Raw genomic sequence first — 2774 nt, forward strand, 5'->3', positions numbered from 1 at the left:
AACCGTCAGCGCCGAACAGGCCGCGCATGGGGGATGATCTGGCAGGTGGTGGACGACGCCGAGTTGAAAGACACCGCGCTGACCATGGCTCGCCATTTTGCCACTCAGCCGACCTACGGCCTGGGGCTAATTAAGAAAGCCTTACAGCTTTCCGAAACCAATACGCTTGATGAGCAGCTTGAGCTTGAGCGCGACTACCAGCGTATGGCCGGTCGCAGTGACGACTATCGCGAAGGCGTCAGCGCCTTCCTCGCCAAACGTCCACCACAGTTCAGCGGGAAATAAGCCATGAGTCAGACTCTTCACACCGTCGCCGTGATTGGCGGCGGCACTATGGGTGCCGGGATTGTTGAAGTAGCGGCCAGCGCCGGGCACTCGGTGCTGCTGTATGACATTTCCGCCGAGGCGATTACTCGCGCCATTGACGGCATTGCCCAGCGTCTGAATGCCCGCGTTAGCCGCGGCAAAGTCAGCGCCGAGCAGGCGCAGGCGCTGTTGGCGCGCATTACGCCAGCAACCGAATTAACGCAGCTAGCCGATGCGCAGCTGGTGATTGAAGCAGCGTCCGAACGTCTTGAGATTAAAAAGGCGCTGTTCAGCGAACTGGCAGAGATTTGCTCGCCGTCAGCGCTGCTGACCAGCAACACCTCGTCGATTTCCATTACCGCCATTGCGGCGGGCATCAAGCATCCGGAACGCGTGGCGGGGCTGCACTTCTTTAACCCGGCACCGGTAATGAAACTGGTGGAAGTGGTGAGCGGTCTTGCCACCTCAACGGAAGTGGTTGAGCAGCTTTGCCAGTGCGTCAGCGCCTGGGGCAAACAGCCGGTACGCTGCCGTTCCACGCCGGGCTTTATCGTCAACCGCGTGGCGCGCCCGTTCTACGCCGAAGCTTGGCGCGCGCTGGAAGAGCAGGTCGCATCCGCGGAAGTGATTGACGCGGCGCTGCGCGACGGCGGCGGTTTCCCGATGGGGCCGTTGGCGCTGACCGACCTTATCGGCCAGGACGTGAACTTTGCCGTGACCTGTTCGGTGTTTAACGCCTTCTGGCAGGACCGCCGTTTTCTGCCGTCGCTGCTGCAACAGGAGCTGGCGCTGGCGGGGCGTCTGGGCAAGAAGAGCGGGCACGGCGTCTACCGCTGGCCTGTAGAAAATCAGCCTGAACTGGCGCTGGCAGCCGTTTCTGCTGACCGCGCGGCGAATACCGTTAAAAGTGACGTTGTCACCGTACTGGACGATGTACTGCTGCTGGAAACCACCGGTGAAACGGCACTGGCCTTAAGCGTGCAGCACCAGTGCCCGGTGGTGGTGTATGACCATGCGGCGGGAAATACCGTCGTGCTGGCAGGCGCGCCAACCAACCCGGATTCAGCCACCGACAAAGCGGTGTACTACTTCCAGCAGCAGGGCAAAAACGTGCTGCGTATTGCCGACTACCCGGGCCTTCTGGTGTGGCGCACGGTAGCGATGCTGGCGAATGAAGCGCTGGATGCGGTGCAAAAAGGCGTCGCTAACGCGGACGATATCGATACCGCGATGCGCTTAGGGGTGAACTACCCGCGTGGGCCACTGGCCTGGGGAGAATCGCTCGGCTGGGGACGCGTGCTGCGTCTGCTGGAAAATCTACAACAGCACTACGGCGAAGAACGCTATCGCCCAAGTGCGCTGCTGCGCCAGAAAGCGCTGATGGAGATGCGTCATGAGTAATGAAGCCTGGCGCAACGCCCGCGCCATGTACGAGAAGGACACCTGCGCTCGTGAGCTGGGGATTGAGCTTATCGAAATGGACCAGGGTTTTGCGCAGATGACGATGGTAGTCACGCCAAAAATGCTCAACGGCCATCAGACCTGCCACGGCGGTCAGCTGTTTTCACTGGCGGATACCGCGTTTGCCTACGCCTGCAACAGCCAGGGGCTGGCGGCGGTGGCGTCGGCGGCGAGCATCGATTTTCTGCGTCCGGCCTTCACCGGCGACCTGCTCACCGCCACCGCGCGGGTGAAACAGCAGGGCAAACTGACCGGCGTGTATGACATTGAAATTGTGAATCAACAGCAAAAAACCGTGGCGCTGTTTCGCGGCAAATCGCACCGCATCGGCGGCACTATTACAGGAGAAGTCTAATGCGTGATGCGTTTATTTGTGACGGTATTCGTACCCCGATTGGCCGCTACGCGGGCGGGCTAGCCGGGGTTCGCGCCGACGATCTGGCGGCGATTCCGCTGCGCGAGCTGCTGAGCCGTAACCCGACGTTAGACCCAACCTGTATCGACGATGTGATTTTCGGCTGCGCTAACCAGGCCGGGGAAGATAACCGTAACGTCGCGCATATGGCGACGCTGCTGGCGGGTTATCCGTACGGCGTGTCTGGTACCACCATTAACCGCCTGTGCGGCTCCGGTCTCGACGCGATTGGCTTTGCCGCGCGGGCCATAAAAGCGGGCGATGCGGACCTGATGATTGCCGGTGGCGTGGAGTCGATGTCCCGCGCGCCGTTCGTGATGGGCAAGGCGACCACGCCTTACCAGCGTCAGGCTGAAATGTTTGATACCACCATCGGCTGGCGTTTTGTGAACCCGCTCATGCAGCAACAATTTGGTACTGACAGCATGCCGGAAACGGCAGAGAATGTAGCAGAATTGTTAAATATCAACCGTGCCGATCAGGACGCCTTCGCTTACCGCAGCCAGCAGCGTACCGCCAAAGCGCAGCGCGACGGCATTCTGGCGCAGGAAATTGTGCCGGTGCAGATTATCGGTAAGAAAGGTGCGGTCAG

Annotated in this window: 3 protein-coding genes and 1 pseudogene; all 4 read left to right on the plus strand. The window is 60.5% G+C overall.

Annotated elements, in window-relative coordinates; translation table 11 throughout:
- A pseudogene (locus tag GKAS_RS23125) lies at positions 1–285 on the plus strand (enoyl-CoA hydratase-related protein); the annotation flags it as partial.
- Positions 286–288: 3 nt separating this feature from the next.
- On the plus strand, positions 289–1707 hold the full coding sequence (locus GKAS_RS23130; protein ID WP_035897857.1) for a 3-hydroxyacyl-CoA dehydrogenase: 1419 nt from the start codon (positions 289–291) through the stop codon (positions 1705–1707).
- Positions 1700–2122, plus strand: a complete 423-nt coding sequence (gene paaI, locus GKAS_RS23135; protein WP_035897858.1) for a hydroxyphenylacetyl-CoA thioesterase PaaI — start codon at positions 1700–1702, stop codon at positions 2120–2122. The genes GKAS_RS23130 and paaI overlap by 8 nt, the downstream gene beginning before the upstream one ends.
- Positions 2122–2774, plus strand: a 653-nt coding sequence (locus GKAS_RS23140; protein ID WP_035897860.1) for a thiolase family protein, incomplete at its 3' end; no start/stop codon positions are given. The genes paaI and GKAS_RS23140, both read left to right, overlap by 1 nt.

This window comes from Kluyvera ascorbata ATCC 33433, from assembly GCF_000735365.1.
Classification (GTDB): domain Bacteria; phylum Pseudomonadota; class Gammaproteobacteria; order Enterobacterales; family Enterobacteriaceae; genus Kluyvera; species Kluyvera ascorbata.

What these genes read in the sequence shown, in the direction of transcription:
- paaI (WP_035897858.1), top strand. Translation starts at nt 1,700, where the DNA reads ATGAGTAATGAAGCCTGGCGCAACGCCCGCGCCATGTACGAGAAGGAC.
- GKAS_RS23130 (WP_035897857.1), top strand. Translation starts at nt 289, where the DNA reads ATGAGTCAGACTCTTCACACCGTCGCCGTGATTGGCGGCGGCACTATG.